Genomic DNA, 5,294 nt, shown 5'->3' on the forward strand with positions numbered 1-5,294 from the left:
TCGAGGAGTTCGGCGACGGCGAACACCTTGAGTGAGGAAGCGAAGCCGAAGCGCTCGTCTGCACGATGGTCGACCGATACATCGGACTCGGTATCGAGCGCGCTGACTCCTACTCTCGCGTCGTAGCGGTCCTCGAGCATCTTGAGTTGATCTTCGAGCCGTTGACGGTCGGAACCGACATTCGGGCCGGTTGAGGTTTCGGTCTGAGGGCTGGACTGGTCCGACGACTGAGCCTCACTTGGCGCGCAGCCGGCCAGTGTCAGTGCGATCAGTGTTGACGTAGCGAGAAGCTGCAGGGTTCGGGTGGTCATCGATGTATTCCGTTCTCTCCCCAACGGGAGTCGATTTGAGATGGATCGTCGGGCGAACACTGTCTCGGATTTCGACGTGTTTGCGATGCTCGGTGCTGACCATCTTTCTCCGTTGCCTCCATGCAGTCGAAGACTGAAACGTCCGCTCTCATATCGAAAACGCATACCATGAGGTGATGGACCTGATAGACGCCTGTCGGACATTCACCGCTGTCAGCGAACTCGGCAGCATGACGCTCGGTGCGGCTGCCGACGGGATCCCGCAGCCGGTGGCCAGTCGGCGCATCGCCGGGCTCGAGAAGCAGCTCGGTGCGCGGCTCCTCGAACGAACCGGGCGCGGGGTCAGCCTCACTCCGTTCGGGCGTGACATGCTTGCCTCGGCGACCCGCCTCGTCGAACTGGCCGACGAGATGATGCTCGACGCCGACAGAGCGAAGCTGCGGCCGATCTCCCTGACGGTGCCGACGGCCTGCTCCACTCGGAACCTTGCGGTGCTGGCAGCCTCGGTGAAGGGCAGGGGACTGCGAATCGACTTCCACTGCGCACCGCCGGGCCGGCGAGCCGACGATCTCGCTGGGAGACGAGTGCGCGCATCGCTGCAGGCCGTTCCCGCGGACGAAGGCACATGGGCCGTCGCATTGGGATGCGCTCATCGCTCTCCGCTGACGGCTCCAGTGCGGATCGCCGACCTGCGGAGATCCCGGGTGCGGGTCCCCGGCGATGTCCTCGAACTCGCGGGACGACGCCTGCGACTGACGAGTGAGGACAACGTCCCGCACATTCGCGACCGGATCCGACGATCCGCCGAGACCGCAGGCCTGCTCCCGTACCAAGTCGTCGTGGACACCTCAGAACCCGACGCGGTCGCTGCGGTGCTCAGCGACGGTGACCTGATGCTCTGCAGCGAAGCGGAAGCCGCGGAACTCAATCTAGACTGGGCACCGCTCATCGATCCGGTCATCTCGAGGGGGTATACGCTGACGGCCGGCTCGGACGAAGACATTGCGCTGCTTGCCGATTTTGCCGAGGAGTTCGCCGACTGCCTCGGCGGTTCGATCCTCGCCGGCCCGGGACGGCAAGGCCCGGCGGCAGTGAGGACGAACACGATGTCGGATCAAGCCGCCTCGGCGAAGGGGTCGAGAATCGGACGATCGACTTGAGGAAGGGAATGAGCGAGCGGAAGAAGGTCGTCGAAGCGGTCGGTGCGGAGCTTGAGAGTGCGGGCCTGCGTGCCAGGATCATCGCACGCGATCTCGACTCGCACGCAGAAGTCGCGCTGTCGCCCGAAGGGGCGATTCCGTTGGCCTCATTGGTCAAGGTGCCCATCGCTCTGGCGGTGCTCAACCGAATCGAGGCGGGTGAGTTCGCGGCCGACGAACAGGTTCGGGTCGATCCTGCTGCGACCGGCAGTGCGAGCCCGACGGGGGCGGCACGATTTCGGCATCCGGCACGGCTCGCAATCGAGGATCTGCTCACATTAGCTGTGTGCTTCAGTGACAATACTGCCGCAGACGCCTTGCTCGACCTCGTCCCTGTGCGCGACGTCCAGCGAGAACTCGATGCTCTGGGGCTGCGGGGCATCGATATCCGACACCGGCTCGACGCACTGGTGTCGACCCCGTTGGAGAGCCTTGACCGGTCTGAAGCACATCTTGCGTATGGTCTTGCGCAGGCTCGGCCGCCCCACGGAGACGGGCATCGGATCTGGCAGCTCGATGTCTCTCGGGCCAACTCCGGCACCGCCCGCAGTCTGATGGGCTTACTTGCCGAATTGTGGCGGCCCGACCGTGTCGATCCCGGCGTCGCCGCACGGCTGCGGGAACTCATGTCCGGAAATGTTGTGCGTCACCGCATCGCCCCGGACCTCATGTCCGATTCGGCGCAGTGGTCGTCGAAGACGGGCACACTGCTCCACCTCAGACACGAGATCGGCGTCGTCGACCATGCTGATGGTCAGTCGATCGCGGTCGTCGCGCTCAGCGAATCGAGCAATCCTGCTTCCGTGCAGCCAGCCGCCGAGGCGGCCCTCGGTGCCGCTGCCCGTGCTCTCCACGATCTGCTGAGGTGAGGACCGGCCGCGGCGGAGCAGCTCATCGGGCGCAGTCGCTGTGATCGAGACGACGAGTCAGATCCAGCCTTCGCGTCGGGCATTGCTCAGCGCTTCGGCACGATTGCGGGCCCCGAGCTTGCCGATAGCGCTCGACAGATAGTTGCGGACCGTGCTCGGAGACAGATGCAGACCCTCTGCCACATCCGCGATCGGAGCGCCCTCGTCCGAGGCGACGAGGACTTGGATTTCGCGCTCCGACAGCGGGTTCTCTCCCGAGCTGAGCGCCTGAGCCGCCAGGAGAGGATCGACGACCGTTTCTCCCCGCGTGACTCGACGAATCGCCTCGGCGAGAGTCTCGACCGGATCGTCCTTGACGAGAAATCCGCGTGCTCCTGCGTCCATCGCCCGACGCAGATAGCCTGCTCGGCCGAAGGTTGTGACGATGATGACCGCGGGTATCTCATGGCCCGTGCCCTCGGTCGGCGCAGCAGGCAAACGGTCGTGGGAGAGCCTCAGTTCTTCGAGCGCCTCGAGTCCTGTCTTGCCCGGCAGCTCGATATCAAGAAGGATCACGTCCGGGCTCGCGGTTGCGATCAACCCTGCGATTTCGTCACCGCTGCCGGCTTCGCCGATGACCGTGATGTCGTCTTCGAGGCCGAGCAGGCTGATGAGAGCAGACCGCATCAGAACCTGATCCTCGACAACTGCGATTCTGATCATCGGGGTCCTCCTGAGGTCGGGGCATGAACGGTGAGGGTGAAGCCTCGCGGACCCGAGCGCGTGTGGACGTGCCCGCCGAGGCGCTCTGCCCGTTCACGCAGCCCGGCCAGCCCTGCCCCTGAGGAGTTCTGGCCCATCCCGTCACCATTGTCGGTGATCTCGAGGGCGGCGGTCGTCTCATCGACGGATATCTCTATCGAGCACGTCGAGGCATGCGCATGACGGAGGACATTCGTGCCAGCCTCTCGGATAGCCCAGGCAAAGAGAGCGTCGACTGGACTGTTGAGGTTCGGCACCGGCATCGTGTCGACCTTGACCCCGGCGTCCTCAAGGACAGTGACCGTACGGGCGAGTTCATCCGCGAAACGCATCTCCCGGTAACCGGCGACAGCCTGCCTGACATCTGCTAATGCTGTGCGACCGATGTCCTCGATTTCCTGAGCATGTGAAGTTGCTGCCGCAGAGTCGGCCGCGGCGAATCGACGGATGGCCTCAGCCTTGACCACGATCACCGACAAGGTGTGGCCGAGCAGGTCATGAAGGTCTCGGGAGAACCGCTGGCGTTCCTCGACCACCGCGAGTCCGGCCAGCCGGCGTCGGGTGGTGCGCAGGTCATCCACGGTAGTGGTGAGTCGCCGGATCAGGTAGGTGCTGGCGCCCGCCATGACGGTAGCGAATCCGAACTGCAGTGCATTGCTCAGCGACATTGTCGCGAACCCCTCGGCGAAGGACCCGCTGACAGCCAGACCCATGACGATCCCAAGTGCTGCGCGGATCCGGACGGCAGTGGCGGCTGCAATGGCGAGCAACGGGTAGAGGAAGCCCTGACCTCCAAGTGAGACGATGAACTGTATGACGACCAACGCCATGAGTCCCGCAGTGCAGAGCTCTCCCACACGCTGCGGCAGACCGCTGTGGGCGACAAGGATCGTGACGACGTAGAGGACCGTGATTGCCAGGTGGATCGTCAGCGCAGCGAGGTCGCCGTCGAGGATGGCTGTCAGGATCGGGGACAGCATGAGGACCGGCAGCCACACCAGCGCGAACCCAGGCCCGCGAGTCCGGTCGACCCACTGCGAGACATAATCGTCGTTGTCGGTAGTAATGGATTGCTTCGTCATTGTCGCCTCCGGTATTTCGCTTCGTACATTACTCGGACGGTGCTGTCGATGGGCCCGAACCCGAGGACTCGGATCCGTTGTCGGGCGCGCGGTTCGTGCTGCGTGGGACGAGGATTCGGAGTCCGAGGATCGTCGTGGCACCGACGGCCAGGTGCATCAGCTCGAGTACGGCCACGGCTGCACCGTTGGCCCCTGACATCAGCGGCCCGGCCATGGACACCGCGAGAACCGAACATCCGAGCACGGTCCACATCACCGTTCCGCCACGGAATCGCTTCATGATGCTGTAGGAGATTCCGCCTGCGCATCCGCTTCCGAGTGAGACGAGCGCGACAGCGGCGGGGGAGACGGTCAGTCCTCCAGCGAACAGTGTGATGCCCGCGACCGGCACGGCGATAGTCCATATGGCAATCGCAGCGAAGGCCGCGGCAAGAGCCACGATGGCAACGACGGCCGATGCGTTGCGAAGGGGAGACGTCTGCCTCTCAGCGGTTGAACGATGCTTTGGTGATCCGGCAGGAGTGGTTGTCGGTGCTGGGGCAGATGCCGGTGCTGATTCGTGGTTGCTGGGGTGGGCCATTGTGGTCGCCTCCGTGTTTGAAGCGTCGGTGATCTCTGACGACTTCGACGCTACGGAGGACGGAAACGCCGCAGTAGAGAGCGCGATCCCGAATACGCCATGACAAACGTCCTGTGGGGGTGAGAGTCCTCCGACGCGGAGAATCGACCTGTCGGCTTGTCACTGCTCGCCGGCAGTTGGAGTATGTTCGCTGTATGTGTCGCTGAGTTCGGCGCCGATTCGAGCGAGCTCACTGCGCAGTTCGGGCGGTGATAGCACCTCAACGGTTCGCCCCCACCCGGCCAATTGCTCAGCCAGCGCGATGACGAGATTGGCCCCCACCTCGGCGATGGTGGACTCTGTGCCCTCGTCGATAACAGTGAAATACCTGCCGAAGTGAGAGGAGAGGATCGGCACCGCCCAGTTTGGGCAACGAATCTCAGCGGTCACGGACGAACGCAGTGCCTCGACTTCGCCGACATGGGCGATCCAGTAGGCTTCTACGTCGAATTCCTCAACGGCACCGGTGCCGT

The 5,294-nt window shown here is 64.0% G+C and carries 5 protein-coding genes and 2 pseudogenes; 2 read left to right on the forward strand and 5 right to left on the reverse strand.

Features of this window, described 5'->3' with window-relative positions:
• Window positions 1-311 (reverse strand): annotated as a pseudogene (locus tag AD89_RS19010) (hypothetical protein); the annotation flags it as partial.
• 176 nt (window positions 312-487) lie between these two features.
• Here AD89_RS19010 and AD89_RS0117335 point away from each other — a divergent pair.
• Together AD89_RS0117335 and AD89_RS0117340 are read left to right on the forward strand one after the other, a co-directional pair.
• A complete protein-coding gene (locus AD89_RS0117335; RefSeq protein ID WP_025780880.1) occupies window positions 488-1,471 on the forward strand; it encodes a LysR family transcriptional regulator in 984 nt (327 codons plus the stop codon).
• Window positions 1,472-1,479: 8 nt separating this feature from the next.
• Window positions 1,480-2,379, forward strand: a complete 900-nt coding sequence (locus AD89_RS0117340; RefSeq protein ID WP_025780882.1) for a serine hydrolase — start codon at window positions 1,480-1,482, stop codon at window positions 2,377-2,379.
• A gap of 57 nt (window positions 2,380-2,436) precedes the next feature.
• On the opposite strand, the gene AD89_RS0117345 is transcribed toward AD89_RS0117340, so the two are convergent.
• The 4 genes and pseudogenes from AD89_RS0117345 to AD89_RS19025 form a co-directional block, all read right to left on the reverse strand.
• Complete coding sequence (locus AD89_RS0117345) at window positions 2,437-3,081, reverse strand: response regulator transcription factor (RefSeq protein ID WP_025780884.1); 645 nt, start codon at window positions 3,079-3,081, stop codon at window positions 2,437-2,439.
• On the reverse strand, window positions 3,078-4,202 hold the full coding sequence (locus AD89_RS19015; protein ID WP_025780886.1) for a sensor histidine kinase: 1,125 nt from the start codon (window positions 4,200-4,202) through the stop codon (window positions 3,078-3,080). Before AD89_RS19015 ends, AD89_RS0117345 begins: the two co-directional genes overlap by 4 nt.
• Window positions 4,203-4,230: 28 nt before the next feature.
• Window positions 4,231-4,782 carry a DUF6069 family protein gene (locus tag AD89_RS19020; RefSeq protein WP_231488769.1) on the reverse strand — a complete coding sequence of 184 codons (552 nt, stop codon included), beginning with the start codon at window positions 4,780-4,782 and terminating at the stop codon, window positions 4,231-4,233.
• Between the two features lie 159 nt (window positions 4,783-4,941).
• Window positions 4,942-5,294 (reverse strand): annotated as a pseudogene (locus AD89_RS19025) (helix-turn-helix transcriptional regulator); the annotation flags it as partial.

The sequence above is a fragment of the Brevibacterium sp. VCM10 genome (assembly GCF_000583215.1).
GTDB lineage: Bacteria > Actinomycetota > Actinomycetes > Actinomycetales > Brevibacteriaceae > Brevibacterium > Brevibacterium linens.

Bases quoted from the DNA above. Each gene is read 5' to 3' on its own strand.
- AD89_RS0117335 (WP_025780880.1), top strand. From the start codon at position 488: ATGGACCTGATAGACGCCTGTCGGACATTCACCGCTGTCAGCGAACTC.
- AD89_RS0117340 (WP_025780882.1), top strand. From the start codon at position 1,480: ATGAGCGAGCGGAAGAAGGTCGTCGAAGCGGTCGGTGCGGAGCTTGAG.
- AD89_RS0117345 (WP_025780884.1), bottom strand. From the start codon at position 3,081: ATGATCAGAATCGCAGTTGTCGAGGATCAGGTTCTGATGCGGTCTGCT.
- AD89_RS19015 (WP_025780886.1), bottom strand. From the start codon at position 4,202: ATGACGAAGCAATCCATTACTACCGACAACGACGATTATGTCTCGCAG.
- AD89_RS19020 (WP_231488769.1), bottom strand. From the start codon at position 4,782: ATGGCCCACCCCAGCAACCACGAATCAGCACCGGCATCTGCCCCAGCA.